The sequence below is a fragment of the Rosenbergiella collisarenosi genome (genome assembly GCF_018494085.1).
GTDB classification, from domain to species: Bacteria; Pseudomonadota; Gammaproteobacteria; order Enterobacterales; family Enterobacteriaceae; genus Rosenbergiella; species Rosenbergiella collisarenosi.
The window spans coordinates 1-16,694 of record NZ_JABBFP010000005.1; the positions used below are offsets into that span (position 1 = coordinate 1).

Genomic DNA, 16,694 nt, shown 5'->3' on the forward strand with positions numbered 1-16,694 from the left:
TCCGTAGCTCAGCTGGATAGAGTACTCGGCTACGAACCGAGCGGTCGGAGGTTCGAATCCTCCCGGATGCACCATAAGTCTCTTCTCCCTAAATCTATAATTTTTATTAAATAATTCAATCGTTCTACGCTAAGATAGCTTTTTGCCGTTATAGCATCTAAGGTTTAGTCATGTCCGCGACAATTCGCCGACAATCGGCTAGAGTAATGCCTGACTAATGATTGAATTAAAAAGACTTTCACCAAGGGAGGTGTCAGTGTTACCTGACGTTACTAACGCGTTACGCTGGCTGCAACAACAGCCACAGCTCTTAACCGGGATTGGTCGAGGAATTGAACGAGAATCTCTGCGTGTTCGGGCTGATGGTGCCTTGTCGGAACAAGGGCATCCTGCTGCGCTTGGATCAGCACTGACTCACGATTGGATTATTACGGATTTCGCGGAAGCATTAATGGAATTTGTAACACCTGTTGATCGTGATATTCCTCACTTGTTAACCTTCCTGCGTGACCTTCATCGCCACGTTGCCAAAAAACTGGGTGATGAAAGACTGTGGCCATTCAGTATTCCAGGAAAGATTACTGATCCGCAAACTATCGAGCTTGCCAATTATGGTTCCTCTAACTTAGGTCAGATGAAGCATATCTATCGTCAAGGTCTTAAACACCGCTACGGTTCTCTGATGCAGGTGATTTCAGGGATCCACTATAACTTCTCACTACCGACCGCATTTTGGGAAGCGCGCGCAACAGCCGAGAACGACTCTCGCCCCTTGCAAGATGTTGCGTCCGACGGGTATTTAGGACTGATCCGCAACTATTATCGTTTCGGCTGGATTATTCCTTATCTTTTCGGTGCATCGCCAGCCGTGTGTGAAAGCTTTCTTAGCGATACGTCGGTGTTGGAGACGATGGAAAGTGACGGGCAAGGGACTCGTTGGTTCCCTTATGCGACATCGTTGCGACTGAGCGATCTGGGCTACACCAATAAATCGCAAAGTGGTTTAGCTATTTCGTTCAACTCTTTAGATGAATACGTTGCGGGCCTGAAACAGGCAATCGCTACCCCTTCAGCGGCCTATGAAAAAATGGGCTTATTCGATGCGCAGCAGCGTCGTATTCAACTTAATACCAACGTTCTACAAATCGAAAATGAGCTCTACGCACCTATCCGGCCAAAGCGGGTGATCCGTCGTGGTGAGGCGCCTTCCGATGCCTTGCAGCGGGGGGGCATTGAATATATTGAAGTACGTTCCTTAGATATTAATCCTTTCTCTGCCACCGGGATCAGCGAAGAGCAAGTGCGTTTTCTTGATGTATTCCTGGTCTGGTGCGCATTGATAGATTCACCCGATATGGATGCCGCACAGCTAAATTTCGTCAAGGGTAACTGGAACAGCGTCATTATGCAGGGTCGTAAGCCAGGCCTTAGCCTAAAAGGTGAATGTGGCCAGCATAATTTCTCCTTACAAGAAGCGGGACTTGCACTTTTTGACGGCCTAGATACCATTGCGCAGATCCTCGATGGAGAGCCGAATGGCCCTTATCAAACAACGTGTCAACGGCTACGCGGGATGATCGTAGACCCTGAAAGTACCTATTCAGGTAAAATTCTTAGTGTGATAAAACAGGAAGGGTTTGTTGGGAGCGGTGTCACGTTGGCAGAGAACTATCGCCAGGCGTTGCAGCAAGAACCGCTAGAGATCCTCACCGAAGATATTTTCGCTAAGAAGGCAGCAGAGTCGCTTGCTGAGCAGCAGGATATCGAGGCGAATGACACGCTGACATTTGAACAGTATCTCGCTTCCCGAAACGGCTAGCGATCGATAGACAAGAAAAAGGCCACGTCATTGTGGCCGAATAACATCTTAGTTGTCAGGATGATGATAACAAATGCGCGTCTTTCATAGAGTAAGACGCAGTGCAGCGTAAAAAGTTCATCAAAATCGAAATTTTTTTTTAGCGAGGTGAAATATGCCGTTATTGGATAGCTTTACAGTAGACCACACACGCATGGCTGCACCAGCAGTTCGTGTTGCGAAGACCATGAACACTCCGCACGGCGATACCATCACCGTATTTGACCTCCGTTTCTGTATTCCTAACAAGGAAGTGATGCCTGAGCGTGGGATCCACACGTTAGAACACCTCTTCGCGGGCTTTATGCGTAATCACCTAAATGGTGACGGTGTAGAGATCATCGATATTTCTCCGATGGGATGCCGCACCGGTTTTTATATGAGCCTGATTGGCACGCCAGCGGAACAACGCGTGGCAACGGCTTGGAAAGCGGCGATGGAGGACGTACTGAAAGTCCAAGATCAGAAGAAAATCCCTGAGCTGAACGAATACCAATGTGGGACCTATGAGATGCACTCTCTGACTGAGGCGCAAGATATCGCACGTCATATCATTTCCCACGACGTACGGGTTAACCATAACCAAGAGTTAGAGTTACCGCCTGAGACGCTAAAAGAGTTAGAGATCTAACGCTTTCTACGCCCATCAACTGTCAATAAGCCGCGATCGGAAGTTAACCGACTCGCGGTTTTTTTTATAATGACGATCACAAATGGCGTAAATAACTTTTAAATTGGTTGTAATTAGCTAGTTCAGTATGTTTTATAGACATTGACGTGCAAGGAATGCACAGATCTCTGGTGTCACCAACACCCAAGGAGCGCAAGGATGCCTGCTGAACGACGATTTCCCCGCCTTTATTCTGTTATTTTCCCGTTCCTTATTTACTGTAGTGTAAGTGTTCTCTCTTTGATGAGTTTGTGCTCGACTGCGCGAGCGGTAGAAGCACAGTGCGCAGAAATAAAATTTAGTTTGAGCCAGCAGGCTACTTTCGAGCGCCAAGCGTTCGATGCAAGACTGACCTTACATAACGCTAGCCCTTTACCTCTAACCGACGTTAAGGTCGAATTACGCTTCTTAGACACGCAATTGCAGCCAGTCCTGGCTTCAATGGAAAGTGTATCGAGTCAGGCGAGTTTTTTTTACCAGTTACTTGCTCCGTCGATGGGTCTATCCACGGTCACGGCTCAGCGCGCGGAGACGCTGCATTGGCAAATTATTCCGACCAGAGGGGCGGCAGTGAGCGCCACTACGCGTTATTACTTGGCGGCGAAAGTCAGCTATACCCAAGGGGAACGCCGAGAAGAGTTTGACGTCCAGCCAGTTGCCATCGTGGTGAAACCGCTTCCTGAACTTACCGTCGATTACTTCCTGCCTATCGAGGTCTATGGAGACGATCCTTTCACCGCGGAAATTGAACCGCCGATCCCGTTTATGCTAGGCGTACGCGTTAAAAATAGTGGGGCGAGTCCCTCCATCGCGACGACCATTGAATCGGCGCAACCGACTATTCGTGAAAATCAGCAGAATCTCCTTACGCAGTGGAAGCTGTTATCGACGCGGGTGGGGGCACAACCGGCTGAACGGCGTATGCAATTGAATCTTGGCAATATTGATCCTGATAGTGCTCGCGTGGGGCGGTGGATTATGACTTCCCAGCTTTCAGGAAGATTTGTTGATTTCACTGCGTCCATTCGCCATGGTGACGCGCTCGGGGGGGAACTCACTTCACTCATTAAACAGGCTCGTCAGTGGTCTTTATTACATGATGTATTGGATACCCGCGCGGGCCGGGACGATATTCTCGATTTCTTGGTCATTGAAGGCAATGGACTTCGTTTGTTCAGTTCTGAAGGCGACGACACAGAGGTCAGCGATGTATCAATCGACACGACAAGCCAACGCAAAAATCACTACCTCAGCCTATCTCTGCCAAAAAACGCCCATTTTCGTTACGTAAAAATTGACGATCCTTGGAAAGGACAAAAACCGTTACGCGCTGCCTATCGTGGCGACGGTTCGAGCCTCCCTTCGGCCAATGCATGGTTATCAAAAACGCGAAATGCACAGCTGCAATGGCACTACAGCATCAATGTCTTTTTACCCCCCGGTCGCGAAGAAACCGTTATTGCCGAATTTTCCGAACCTTCAAGTGAGAACAGCGGACAGATTACGGGAAGAGTATTTTATGACAAGAATGGCAATGGACTTGTGGATAAGAGAGAGCGGGGCGTGGCTAAGGTGCCGCTTACGCTGAAAGGTATCGATAGTCAGGGACGGCGATGGTTACAAAAAGTGAAGGCCGATAGAGCTGGGCGGTTCAGTTTCGATAAGCTGGCGGCAGGGACTTGGAGTGTTAACGTTGAGCCGGTTTCCGGTTTTGTTGACGGAAAATCGTCACCAGGGACGGCTTCTGGACATGCGGTTGCGGGTCAGATCCGCGATATAGCTTTATCGCCGGGTGAAAAGGTTAACCAATTATTATTTGCTAAACAGGCAGCGATTCTCCCAGACGTTGGCCGGGCTGATCTCGAGATTAAATGGGTTCTCCCTTCCGTTATGGCGCAGAGTTATCAGCCCTGGTCAGTCATGCTGATCGTTAATAATCGCTCACCGCTGTCTGCCAAAGACGTACGCGTCCAAGTGCCTTGGCCGACACGCAGTATCTCGTACAAAAAAAGTCGTAGTTGGTCGATTCAACAGGGTGCGCTTAGTGAACATCCCAGCCATTGGCTACAGGGCGAATGGAATATTGGGAAAATGGCGGCTAACAGCCAAAAGGCACTGGTGATAGAGGGTTTCATCCGCCTTAACGCTCGACCACAAAAGGTGAATTTTTTTGCACAGGTCGGCAGCGAAAATCCCGACGATAATCTTGACAATAATGTGGCCCAGCAGTCGATAGTGGTCAGTGAATATCAGCAAAAAAATCCCCTTAACTTTGATTTTAACCAATGGATTGAAGATAAGTTAGCGGCGTTGGCCAGCAAGGCTATGTCGAAGCCGTAATATTCAGGATGAAAATTATGCAAAGAGCAAGAAGAACGCTGACGATCAGTGCTTACTTACATCGTTTGGCGGTAGCGTTGGTGTTGTGCGGTGGGATAGGGGTATCCCCCGCTTTTTCCGCCGTAAAACTCGTCGAATTTGGTGTGTATGCCGCCGTCGGGAATATCCCGATCGGCTTTAGTTTCAATTATTACGGTAAACCGGTTGAGACGGTAGATATAAGCCGTTATGGCATTCTCTTGATGGAATCGCGAGGGATTGCGCCGATGTATAATAACTTCCCGCTTCCTTACCGCCGCAGTGCACTGTATGTGTTCTGGGATAGTTTAGATGCTTTTAATCGTGATGCGGTCGGGCGTGTTCACTACGAAACCCAAGGTGTCGCCCCTAACCGTCAATTTATCGTGCAGTGGAGCAATTTCACCGCAGGACTGGCCAAACAGCCTGTAGGCGATTTCCAAATCATACTCGATGAAAATTCAGGCAGCATTAAATACCAATACCGCAATCAACAAGGCAGCTCAACGGTGGGTAGTAATGCAACCATTGGTATCGAAGGGCCTAACCTGAAATTTATCCAGATTGGCTACCGTGATCAGTATGTAGTGGGGGATCAGCAGGCCATTTTATTTACACCGTTACGTGACTCGCTTGATTACCGCGTCAATAAACAGGCTGACTTCTCCTTTATTGACCTCACTCTCGCGGCGCCGCCAACGGGACATTATCTTTTACCCGAGGGTAACGAAGTGAGCGGGGAGACGGTTGACATTGAAATCGTCACCGACGCTCCAGAGGTTCAACACATTGCCTCGGTCGATTTTTTTGTCAACGAACAATGGCTTTCGCGACAGTTAACAACGCCATGGCGGACAACATGGTCGACGACAGCGTATGAAAAAGGCCGTTATCGGCTAAAAGCGGTGATCGCAAACCGTGATAACCGTACTACCACTCTAACTAAAACGGTTTTATTGCAAAAAGAACCGCCACCGACCCAGGCTTCCCCTTATTTAGCACAAATCATAGATATTTCACCGCCCGTTTCCTGGCTGCCCGGTCAGTCGATCGTCTTGAAAGGGAAAGCTTGGACGCGTGAAGGGACGCTACCTGCTAAACAGCAACCCTTAATCCTTCATCTACGTCGCGACGAGCAGATCCGCTCGTTGCATCTTAACAGCGATGCTGAGGGTAACTTCCACTATTCCTTTATGCCGAAATTCAGCGATAACGGTCAATGGCAGGCAACCGTCACGCATCCTGACGAAAAAGAGCTGCATGTTCAGCCAGAGCAATCATTCCGTGTTGAACAACTCTTATTCAGCCCGACACAGCAAGAATTGGCGGTGAGCAACAATGAACCAATGAGGATCAGTAGTGAAGCGACGACCGCTGCCTCCGTTAAAGGGTTATATTGGACGCTAAGGGCTAAGGATCAACCTAGCAAGCGGTTACCTGCCGGGGTCAGCCTGAGTAAAACGCCAGGTATTGATATCGCAGCGGGTAAACAGGCCGAGCTGACGGCTGAATTAACGATTTTACCCACAGCAGGGAGTCAAGGGCAGGTTACCCTCACTGCGCTAAGTCCGTTATCCGCCGATCATTCTCGTGGCCAACTCAGCGTGAACTGGCATCGTGTACCTGATAGGGCCAAACTGACCCTTAGTCCTCAGCGACTCAATATCGGCTTAACACGGGGAACCCTGCATACCGAGACTGTGCAGTTAAAAAACGAGGGGAACCGGCCTGCCGAACAATTACAGTTAAGGTTGGTAGATGATCAGGGTAAACCGGCACCTGACTGGATATTCTTCTCGTCACCCACCCTCCTGGGGACTCTTGCCCAAGGGGAAACCCTGTTATTTGAATTAACGGCAGTTCCCCCGGCGACGGTGGATGAGGGAGATTATCGATTTCGGGTAATGATAAAAGATGACCGCCATGCAGAACTCTCCTTACCGGTGCAATTAGCGATCAGTCAGTCGGGGCAATCTCGATTATCCTTCCATCTTACCGACATCTATACCGCAACGAAGGATAAGACTGGGAAAGACATTACGGGCATCAATGGGGCAACGATTGTCTTACAAAATGAAGCTGTTCTGAGTCAATTATGGACTCTGACCAGCAATGAACAGGGAGAAGCTTCCATTGAGGGGATTGCGCCGGGAACCTACCTTTGGCGTATCAGCGCCGATCAGCATCAAAGCCGTCAGGGCAGAATGGTGGTTAATCCTGGGGAAAATGTACAGTCTGTTTTTCTTGATTACCAAACGGTCACTATTCATTTTGAGGTGAAACCGACGACAATTGATGATCGTTATGAGATTGAGCTTACTACGACCTTTCAGACTGATGTGCCGGCCCCCGTCCTAGTTATTCGTCCAGCAGCGATAAACTTAGCGGGGTTAACCCCCGGTTCAGAGAAACGCGGCACCCTTACCCTTTCGAATCATGGCCTGATCCATGCCGAGAATATCGAGATGAGATTGCCGGCCTCAGACCCACGCTTTACCTATCACTTTACTCAGTCGATACCGAAAACGTTACTCCCGGGTGAACAAATCTCGTTAGGTTATCGAGTCACTGCGCGACCGCCATCAGCCGTCGAAACGGGGGGGATGCGACGAAACGAGACCGCAGCAAATGCCGGGTGTTCCTCCTACCACGCGCCAGTGAAAGTGGGGTGGCAAAGTACTTGCGCAAGCGGTCAACGGGTTGCACAACAAAGCCAAGCACTCTTCTATGAACTCTCCGGGGCAAGCTGTAGCCAGACTAATTTGGAGTTAGATTGGCAGGGAGGAAATGCTAATTCCCTCGACTGGCTCCCTATCGCTAGCAATATTTTGACAGTAGGTTGTACACCTGACTGCGATGCTGGCTGTTGTCAACCACAAGGGAAGGTGGCTGGGGATAGGTAATCCCTGAACTCACTCCTTACGCCCTCGGCGAATGCAAGGATGCATACAATGTTAAGCGATTTTAGAACCTCTACCCGCCACTTCACGCTGCGCGCCCTCCTCCTGCTGTGGTGCGTGATCTTCACGCCTTGGGTCAGTGCGGACAGCCCGCTTAGTCAAGGCTTCTCTTCACGGGTGAGTGCAGAAGTCACCTTACCGAATACCGAGTACCAAGAAGCCACGGTCGATTTACGCGTTAAAATCCTCGGTGGGGAGCTAGTACTGACCCGGGCTTGGGTAAATAGTCATTGGATCCTTAATCCAAGTTGGGCAACGCTCCGTTTTCAAGGGCGCGGTAGCGAGGGACGCCCATTACAGATTACCCGTGCGGGCACTCGCTATCGGGGGGATCAGCAGGCCGGACTTTATCGCGCAGGGACCTCAACACTGCGCCAGCGCGAGAAGGGATGGCAATGGCAAGACAACCAAGGAAACTGGATTGATTACGATACTGCTGGCCGAATCACTCAGTATGGTAACAAGAATCTTACCTTGGCCAAGTTCGAATTGGATAGCAGTGGGCGGCGGCTAGCCGTTCAGGACCACCATGGTCGGGTGATTTATCGTTTTCAGTACGATGAGCAAGAACGCTTAGTGTCGGTCAGCGATCTCAGCGGTCGGACGGTAGGTTATCAGTGGCAAGGCAATCAGCTGCGTCGTGTTACGGATGTCGAAGGGCACCTTTGGCATTACCAATACGATGGTAATGGGCAGCTCATCAAGCGTATCGACCCCGATGGCGGCGTAATGACGCTACAGTACGACAACAGTGTCATCGCACCCATAACGGCGATGCTGAGTGGTCGAGAAGCCAAGGGGGAGTTAGCGCCACTCTCGTCAGTCGAGACGACCGAGCGGGGGGGATTACCGCGCGCTCATATCAATAAAGTTATCGATAAGTCTGGCGCGATCACGACGTGGCAGCGGCATGCGGTGGCTGTTAATGGCGGTTGGTGGGTGGAGAAAACGGGGCCTGATGGTGCCGTTGAGCGTCATGATGTTGACCGCGAAGGACGCTTAACCCAAGTGACGATCAACGGCCAGGTGATCACCCGTTGGGCTCGGCCGGATAAGCACACACAGGAAATTACGGAGGAAGGTGGGGAGATCACTCGCCTACGCTACGACAGCGCCCAGCGTATTAAGCAGATGATCAGCCCTGAGGGCAAACACAGTTCATTTGCCTATGATCCGAGCCACGGTCGGCTGAGTCTCTACCGGAATAGTGCAGGGATCGCCACCGAGTTTAGCTACGATGAGCGCGGTAATCTGCTCACAATGACTCTGGCGGCAGGCACGCCAGAGCGCTATCGCTTGGCATGGCAGTACGATACCTATGGTCAGCCAACCACGATAACGCAAGGAGAGGGCGACTCGATACGGCAGTCGGTCATCACCTATGATCAACAAGGTAATCCCCTCACCCTGACTCAACAAGGTCAGCGTAAATACCAGTTTGACTATAACGTTGAGGGGCGAGTAACCGCCATTACCGATCCCCTCGGTCATCGTTGGCAGTATCGCTACAATGCTAGTGGGCAATTGCTGCAAGCCACCGATCCGTTACAACAAAACACCACTTACCATTACGACGCGCTGAGTCGGCTTACCGCGATCATTGACCCCCTAGGGCATCAATTAACCTATCTCTGGCAGCGCTTACCGCTGGGTTATCGTCTGCAGCTGACCGACGAAACTAACAGATCTTGGCACTATCAGTTTGACGCGCTTGAGCGGTTGGTCAAAACCACTTCGCCACAAGGCAATGAAACGACACAAGCCTTTAACCTTGATGGACGTTTGAGTCAACTCACCGAACCGAGTGGTGAGACGCATCGTCTTGAATATGGCGCGATTGGCAGTCGCGATCAAGGGCGCGTGGTTGGTTATACCAACCCCGTCAATCAAGAGCGTTATGAGTACAGCCCAGCAGGATTACCTAGCAGTATCAGTATGCTGCCCGGGTTGGTTCAGCGTATCCAGTACAATGCACAAGATTTACCGGCAGTCGTTGAAGATACCGCAGGCCGTAGAGAGGTTCGTGAATACAATGCTCTCGGGGCGCTGACTCGCGCCATCGACCGTCTCGGTGCTGAGACTCGCTATCGTTATCAGCCAAATGGCGAGCTTGCCGCCGTCACCACACCGCTAGGACGACAGTTTACCTTCGAACAAGATGCCTTTGGCGATGCGGTGAGGGAAAGCCGGCCTTCGGGTAACCGATATCGCTATCAGTACGACCTCGCCGGACAGCTTACTGCACAACGGGATGGGCTGGGTAATCGAATCGACTATCGCTACGACGCTGCGGGGCAATTGATTGAGGCGCACTACTTTGCGCCATTACAGACTCAGCCAGAACAGACGATAGAGTATCGCTACGATGCTGCAGGGTACTTGACTGAAGTGACGCAACGCGGCAAGACCGAAAGTCACTTCACTTTTACCTACGATGCACGGGGGCAACTGCTGAGTGAAACCCTGCGCTATGGTAACCAACACAGCACAATACGAACTCAGTTACAGTATCGGTACACGGAAGATGGTCAGCGTCAGTCGATCACCTATCCCGATAACAGCGAGCTTGAGTTTCGTTGGCAAAACGATCGCCTGCGCGAAGTTATTCACCCCAATGGCCAACGCGAACGCCGGGAAACCTGGCAGTGGTATCAGCCAACCACTATCCAACGACCCGGCAGTGAACAGACGCTAAGCTTTGATGCGCTGATGCGACCGCAGACCAGCACGCTCAGTGTTAATAAACTGATTGTCGACCAACAGGGTTATTCGTACGACGATGCCGGAAATATCACTGAGCAAGTTCGTAATGGCCAGGCAACCCGCTATCAATACGATGCCGAGGATAGGTTAACCCTAACGCGCAGTGCTCTGGGTAGCGTACAGCGCCTAGGTTACGATGCTGAGGGGAATCGTACCTTCACTAGCAACGCATCGGGCGCATGGCACTATAACGATAAACAACAGCTTGTGAAGCGGGGGAGCGGCACAAGCGAAGTAGAGTATCGCTGGGGCGTGACGGGGGATCTGTTAGAAGAAACTCACCCCCAAGCCACGACGACCTATCAATATAATGCGGCCAATCAATTAGTCACCGTCAGCCGTAATAACCACATTCTCGCTGAATATCACTATGACGCGTTTGGTCGGCGGATCGGTAAGTGGGTCGGTGGGGCTCAACAATGGTTTGTCTACAGTCCAGAGGGGCTTTTAGCCCAACTTGACGGCCATGGCCAGATGCAACAGGCATGGGGCTGGGAACCCGGGACACTTTACGGCAGCAAACCACTCTGGCAAGCCGATCTAAGTCCCGCGGCAACACTTAAAACGGCTAAGGTTGCTTGGTTAATCGCAGACAACACCGGTACGCCACTGCTTGCACTTAATGATCAGGGGAATACGGTTTGGAAGGGAACCCGCGATCCCTTCGCCGCAGTCGTCCCTAACGCAGAAAGTAAGATCACGGTAAATTTGCGCTACGCGGGGCAATACGCCGATGCGGAAACCGGACTCTATTATAACGGCTTTCGCTATTATGACCCGCTGACCGGACGATATTTACAGCCCGACCCCTTAGGGCTTAGCGGCGGATTAAATAGCTACGTCTATGCCCTAAATAACCCCTTAAGCTATATCGACCCCGAAGGGCAGTTCCCGCTAATCGCGTTACTCAAGCCGATGGCTTATTTCGTCGGAAGCTGGGCAGCTAGCGAGGCCATGGATTATTTAATCTCGTATCTGCCGGATAATGAGTGCAATCCGTTATTAAGCCCAAGAAACTGGGCGCAGATGATGAGTGATATCGTCCCAGCTGGCACAGCGTATAGAGGGATTAGGTCAGGGTATAAGGTATGGAAGGGGCGGGCATTCGCAGGTAGTACTGTACCAAATAGTAAAATAGGTGCTTTGAACGATGCATCCAAAACTGCCTTTGAAGCCGCTAAAAATCATATTAATATTTGGACTCCGAAAGATAAGCATTTGCTTGGTACTACGGCCAGAAAAAGTGCACAATTCAATACTGCTAATATAGAAAATGTAAGGGGCTTAGTTAAGGAAGCATTAACTTCACCTAATGCTAAATTTATGGTTAATAATGAAGACAATTCCTTCAGGGTTGTCGCTGATATGGGTAGAGTAATTGGTACTAAAAAACAGACGGCTATCAGGATATCAATCGGGAGCGACGGTAAAATATGGAATGCATTCCCAGTGAATCATCAATAGTTATTGATTACAGCAATATGTATATAAGGGAGATTCACCCTACTAATCAGATTTATTGCGAAGTTGAGGGAGCATTAACAATCTCAAAAGGGAATGAATGTATTTTTTCAGAGGAAAATATCCTACTATTAGAATTTGCAAAAGCCTTAAATACTTGGAGTAAGCAACCTGATCTAGACTTTGAATATTACTCAATGGATTATGAGGAAGGGCCAATTGTTTATTTCAGGCATGAAACCTCACAAATTTGTAGCGTGGGAGGGATTTGGCTGGAAGGTGTTTGTTATGAAGTTGAAAGTGTAGAGTTGATATTGGCTTGTGATGCTTTTATTAGAAAAATTCTTAATGACATTATTTCTAGAAGAGTTGATATTGATTTATTGTTTTAATTTAAACTTTCTCTATTAATTAAATATAATCACACTGGTATAGCTGGTAATTTAAAAGGAGGTATTAATTTTAATCTAATCACCATGGACGTATATTAGATAATGGTGATTATATTGGAGTCAATGGAAATATTATTGATAATATAGAGGGTTACCTACATTGAACAAATTAAAAGGGCGGTGGGTAGAAGTGTCGAGCGATTATCCAAGTTGCAAAGGTTGTTATGCAACGCTTGCGATCTATCCCAAGTTGCTCCATCCAGACATCATTAGTGAGATGTTAGGACTTGCTCCGACCAGACAAAATATTATCGGTGAAAAAGTTACTAATAGCATCGGTAGGACTAGGGAAATAAAAAAATCAGGTTGGTTTCTTTCAACAGAAAACATCGTCCTTTCCAAGGATTTACGTGAGCATTTAGACTGTATTTTAGATAAAATTGAGCCGGCTTCACAGGCTATTGAAAAGCTACAGTCTAGAAAAGAAACGACTATGTCTATAAGTTGTGTATGGCATTCATTAACGGGTGATGGCGGCCCAGTTCTATGGCCAGAACAAATGATAAGAATAAGTAATCTTAACTTAGAGCTCAGTTTAGATGTTTGCTTTTTTGTTGATGAGCAGTAGTGGTGTTGAGATTCAGTTAATAAAAGTGTTATTTTCAACGCCAAGTATCAATGGTTAATCAATTAATCGATTATCAATTTTTTATTGATAATTAATTTAAAGCTAAATATTGAGGTAATCAAGTGGAATTGGAAGATTGGGTTAAAGCGTTATTGTTATTTAAAGAAGAGAATGGATTAACAGCAGAGATGCTCGGTTTTATACAAGATAATGCGGATTACATCGATGATGATGGATTTGTTATCGGTAATATCGAGGGTTATTTTCAATGAAAGAAATAGCTCATCATAGGACGCCGGTAAATAAAATTTATCGGAGCTGTTACGAATGCTATGCAAGTATTCGGATATATCCCGCAGCTACTCATCCAGATGAAATAACTACGTTACTGGAGCAAGAATCAACTTTATTGGAGGTCGTTGGGCAGGAGATAACTAATAGTAGAGGGAGGACAAGGAAAGTAAAGTATTCTATTTGGGAGTTATGCACCGAGGGTTTTTTGAAATCTCAAGATTTACGTGAACATATAGACTGGTTACTTGATAAAATGGAACCAAAAAGTACGGAGTTACAATCACTACAAGAAGTTCCAGATTTGATTATGTGTATCTATTGTATATGGAAAGGAAAGAGAGGGCATGGTGGTCCAGTTTTATGGCCAGAACAAATGCGTAGAATGGGCGAATTGAATATAGAGTGCAGTTTTGATGTCTATTTTTTTAGCGAGGACTGAAGATGTTTATTAAAATCACTAAGGTGAATGTTATGGTTAAGGTGTTTTCCATCTTTGTCGTAATGATTGCAACTGAATAATATATAAAAGTCATATACAGTTTAATACCTCGACACCGATCACTATTATAACGGCTTTCGCTATTACGACCCGCTGACCGGACGGTATTTACAGCCCGACCCCTTAGGGCTTAGCGGCGGATTAAATAGCTCCGTCTATGGCCTAAATAACCCCTTAAGCTATATCGACCCCGAAGGGCAGTTCCCGCTAATCGCGTTACTCAAGCCGATGGCTTATTTCGTCGGAAGCTGGGCAGCTAGCGAGGCCATGGATTATTTAATCTCGTATCTGCCGGATAATGAGTGCAATCCGTTATTAAGCCCAAGAAACTGGGCGCAGATGATGAGTGATATCGTCCCAGCTGGCACAGCGTATAGAGGGATTAGGTCAGGGTATAAGGTATGGAAGGGGCGGGCACAGGTGGCTCGTCTCTCAGTTGATGAATTGATATTAACATCTGCTAAAGGGAGAAAAACGTCAGGACGATCTAAGTTATTTGATCGCGCTGGGAATATAGACGTTGCTAATAAAGAGTTTAATGCTTTGTCACCAGTTAACATCAGAGATATCGATAGAGGAAGAGCGGGGGAATTACTTGATGGGCGTACTATAATAGTACGAGATAAAAGTACTGATGGTAGACCTACACTTGAAATTCAAGATGGAAAAAGACGTATAAAATTCAGATATAATAGGTAAAAGCATATGAATAATAAACTCTTTGTTTATCCTTTTGAAAACTACCTTTACAAAGGTTTTATGCTTGATAAATTAATATATTCACCAAGCGTATTAGAATTATTTTTAACCAACGATAATGATAGTGGGATAAAGATCTCGTTTGATTGGTTTCACACTTTTCGAGTGGTTGATGAAGGTGATGTAATCAAGATGCTAAATAAATTCAATGGCGAAATGATCTTAGGGATTTATACTTTAGTTGATTCTGAATATTTGGAATGGTTTCATGAGCAAAGCGTAGGGATACATTTAGATGGAAATATTACTCATTATATGGTTGTTACTGTGAATGATGTGATTGAGATTCTTTCTAGTGAAAAACCAGTGATATCAAAAATTTAATAACGATTATCTAATGCTATTTGGGATAATTACATATTACTAAAAGTCTCTGGGTAGAAGGCAGCTGTAAAAATACTCCCTTTTGCTAATAATATTTTCATGATCAGTTATTAAAATGCTACCTTGATCGAGAATCATTATTACTTGGTCCATCAGGCAAAGCAACAAAGTTAGAAACTTCGTTTTAAATAATGCCTGATGGCTCTCGAAAATTTGTAACAGTAATACCAAAAGAGGGTAAAATAAATGTTTATTGTATCTTTTCCTGATGATATAGATTTACTTGCTTTTTTTGAAAGTGAACCGATATTTAGTAATGCCGAAGAATTCCACTTTGCATATAAAAAAAAGGATATTCATGGGGTTTCTATAATCTTTGCATATAATGCAATCTGCGGCTGGATTCAAGCTATAATTGAATTTAAAGATAAAGAGATTTCACGTTACTTAATGGAGGGAGTGGAAAGCTTCAAATTAAAGAAAGATATTAACGGTGAATATTTGAGCTCAGAGGTTGAGTTTGAAGACACAAGAACTATAGTGGAAATAAGAGTTACCCCCTCTATTTCAGTTAATTTTGAAACTCTTGTTAGATAAATAACAAGCTCCCAACCTAAAAGCTGGGAGTTTAATTTGGTTTTTATGCTTATAATAAATACTACTCGATCCTCGCGTTAACTTGGCCGATAATGTAATTTGCCGGTAGATAGGCGGCTGGCGAGGCCATGGGTCGTTTAATCTCGTATCTGCCAGATAACGAGTGCAATCCGTTATTAAGCCCAAGAAACTGGGCGCAGATGATGAGTTATGTCATCGAATCTGGCATAACGTATAAAGGAATTAGGTCAGGGTATAAGGTATGGAAGGGGCGGGCATTCTCAAGAAGTACTGTACCAAATAGTAAAATAGGTGCTTTGAACGATGCATCGAAAACTGCCTTTGAAGCCACTAAAAATCATATTAATATTTGGGCTCGGAAATATAAGTATTTGCTTGGTACTACGGCCAGAAAAAGTGCACAATTCAATACTGCTAATATAGAAAATGTAAGGGGCTTAGTTAAGGAAGCATTAACTTCACCTAATGCTAAATTTATGGTTAATAATGAAGACAATTCCTTCAGAGTTGTCGCTGATATGGGTAGAGTAATTGGTACTAAAAAACAGACGGCTATCAGGATATCAATCGGGAGCGACGGTAAAATATGGAATGCATTCCCAGTGAATCATCAATAGTTATTGATTACAGCAATATGTATATAAGGGAGATTCACCCTACTAATCAGATTTATTGCGAAGTTGAGGGAGCATTAACAATCTCTAAATGGAATGAATGTATTTTTTCATAGAAAAATATCCTACTATTATAATTTGCAAAAGCCTTAAATACTTGGAGTAAGCAACCTGATCTAGACTTTGAATATTACTCAATGGATTATGAGGAAGGGCCAGTTGTTTATTTCAGGCATGAAACCTCACAAATTTGTAGCGTGGGAGGGATTTGGCTGGAAGGTGTTTGTTATGAAGTTGAAAGTGTAGAGTTGATATTGGCTTGTAATGCTTTTATTAGAAAAATTCTTAATGACCTTATTTCTAGAGGAGTTGATATTGATTTGTTATTTTAATTTAAACATTATCTATCAATTAAATATAATCACACTGATATAGCTGGTAATTTAAAAGGAGGTATTAATTTTAATCTAATCACCATGGACGTATATTAGATAAT

Annotated in this window: 13 protein-coding genes and 2 pseudogenes; all 15 read left to right on the top strand. The window is 46.3% G+C overall.

Going from position 1 to position 16,694, the window contains the following annotated elements:
• Positions 1-217 precede the first annotated feature (217 nt).
• Positions 218-1,819 (top strand): glutamate--cysteine ligase, encoded by a 1,602-nt coding sequence (gshA, locus tag HGT70_RS09375; protein WP_214195692.1) that lies wholly within the window; start codon positions 218-220, stop codon positions 1,817-1,819.
• 154 nt (positions 1,820-1,973) lie between these two features.
• Positions 1,974-2,489: an S-ribosylhomocysteine lyase gene (gene luxS / locus HGT70_RS09380; protein WP_071434277.1), complete on the top strand. Its 516-nt coding sequence runs from the start codon at positions 1,974-1,976 to the stop codon at positions 2,487-2,489.
• 198 nt (positions 2,490-2,687) lie between these two features.
• Positions 2,688-4,868 carry an SdrD B-like domain-containing protein gene (locus HGT70_RS09385; protein ID WP_214195693.1) on the top strand — a complete coding sequence of 727 codons (2,181 nt, stop codon included), beginning with the start codon at positions 2,688-2,690 and terminating at the stop codon, positions 4,866-4,868.
• A 17-nt stretch (positions 4,869-4,885) separates the two neighbouring features.
• Entirely contained in the window at positions 4,886-7,789 is a 2,904-nt protein-coding gene (locus HGT70_RS09390; RefSeq protein ID WP_214195694.1) for an Ig-like domain-containing protein, read from the top strand.
• Positions 7,790-7,837: 48 nt separating this feature from the next.
• On the top strand, positions 7,838-12,073 hold the full coding sequence (locus HGT70_RS09395) for an RHS repeat-associated core domain-containing protein (protein WP_214195695.1): 4,236 nt from the start codon (positions 7,838-7,840) through the stop codon (positions 12,071-12,073).
• Positions 12,043-12,462, top strand: a complete 420-nt coding sequence (locus HGT70_RS09400) for a DUF7878 domain-containing protein (protein WP_214195696.1) — start codon at positions 12,043-12,045, stop codon at positions 12,460-12,462. The genes HGT70_RS09395 and HGT70_RS09400 overlap by 31 nt, the downstream gene beginning before the upstream one ends.
• 160 nt (positions 12,463-12,622) lie before the next feature.
• A complete protein-coding gene (locus HGT70_RS09405; RefSeq protein ID WP_241576498.1) occupies positions 12,623-13,090 on the top strand; it encodes a DUF4279 domain-containing protein in 468 nt (155 codons plus the stop codon).
• A gap of 122 nt (positions 13,091-13,212) precedes the next feature.
• Complete coding sequence (locus HGT70_RS09410; RefSeq protein WP_214195697.1) at positions 13,213-13,362, top strand: hypothetical protein; 150 nt, start codon at positions 13,213-13,215, stop codon at positions 13,360-13,362.
• On the top strand, positions 13,359-13,823 hold the full coding sequence (locus tag HGT70_RS09415) for a DUF4279 domain-containing protein (protein ID WP_214195698.1): 465 nt from the start codon (positions 13,359-13,361) through the stop codon (positions 13,821-13,823). The genes HGT70_RS09410 and HGT70_RS09415 overlap by 4 nt, the downstream gene beginning before the upstream one ends.
• A 126-nt stretch (positions 13,824-13,949) precedes the next feature.
• Positions 13,950-14,072 (top strand): annotated as a pseudogene (locus tag HGT70_RS16775) (RHS repeat-associated core domain-containing protein); the annotation flags it as partial.
• A 231-nt stretch (positions 14,073-14,303) separates the two neighbouring features.
• Positions 14,304-14,582: a hypothetical protein gene (locus HGT70_RS16780; RefSeq protein ID WP_241576499.1), complete on the top strand. Its 279-nt coding sequence runs from the start codon at positions 14,304-14,306 to the stop codon at positions 14,580-14,582.
• Positions 14,583-14,588: 6 nt separating this feature from the next.
• Positions 14,589-14,966 (top strand): hypothetical protein, encoded by a 378-nt coding sequence (locus HGT70_RS09425; RefSeq protein WP_241576496.1) that lies wholly within the window; start codon positions 14,589-14,591, stop codon positions 14,964-14,966.
• A 246-nt stretch (positions 14,967-15,212) separates the two neighbouring features.
• On the top strand, positions 15,213-15,563 hold the full coding sequence (locus HGT70_RS09430; protein ID WP_214195699.1) for a hypothetical protein: 351 nt from the start codon (positions 15,213-15,215) through the stop codon (positions 15,561-15,563).
• Positions 15,564-15,691: 128 nt separating this feature from the next.
• Positions 15,692-16,201, top strand: coding sequence for a hypothetical protein (locus HGT70_RS09435; protein WP_214195700.1), 510 nt, complete (start codon positions 15,692-15,694; stop codon positions 16,199-16,201).
• Positions 16,202-16,347: 146 nt separating this feature from the next.
• A pseudogene (locus tag HGT70_RS09440) lies at positions 16,348-16,590 on the top strand (DUF7878 domain-containing protein); the annotation flags it as partial.
• Positions 16,591-16,694 lie beyond the last annotated feature (104 nt).